This window comes from Mycobacterium bulgaricum (genome assembly GCF_041287165.2).
In the GTDB taxonomy this organism is placed as follows: domain Bacteria; phylum Actinomycetota; class Actinomycetes; order Mycobacteriales; family Mycobacteriaceae; genus Mycobacterium; species Mycobacterium bulgaricum.
In genome coordinates, this window is record NZ_JBGGKV020000045.1 from 1 (window position 1) to 503 (window position 503).

The 503-nt window shown below is 63.6% G+C and carries 1 protein-coding gene; it reads left to right on the forward strand.

The features are described 5' to 3' along the window. Window positions 1-50 precede the first annotated feature (50 nt). On the forward strand, window positions 51-503 hold a 453-nt coding region (locus ACAG24_RS29495; RefSeq protein ID WP_374150820.1), incomplete at its 3' end, for a helix-turn-helix domain-containing protein.

A 503-nucleotide genomic window follows, 5' to 3' on the forward strand; every position in this document is an offset into this window, starting at 1 on the left:
AATAGGGTGTCTCAAGACATCGGCATAGGTGAATCAGCCAGTTTCAGCTGGTGTCGAAGGCTCGCCTGGTCATCACCGCAGTACTCGTCGAGGGCCGCTCACAATCGCAGGTCGCCCGCGACTACGGCGTCTCCCAAAGCTGGATCTCACGACTGATCAAGCGCTACACCCTCGAGGGCGATGCTGCTTTCACACCGCGATCCAAACGCCCCCACACCAGCCCCCGTCGGCTACCTCGATCCACCATCGATCTCATCATCGAACTCCGCCGAACCCTGACCGGCAAAGGCCTCGACGCCGGACCCCACACCATCGCCTGGCACCTCCAACACCATCACCACCTCCAGGTCTCCACCGCCTCGATCAGCCGACACCTCCACGCCGCCGGCCTCGTCGAACCCGCACCGGCGAAACGGCCGAAATCGTCCTACATCCGCTTCGCCGCCGCACAACCCAACGAACGCTGGCAAGCAGACTTCACCCACTGGCGCCTCGCCGCAGGC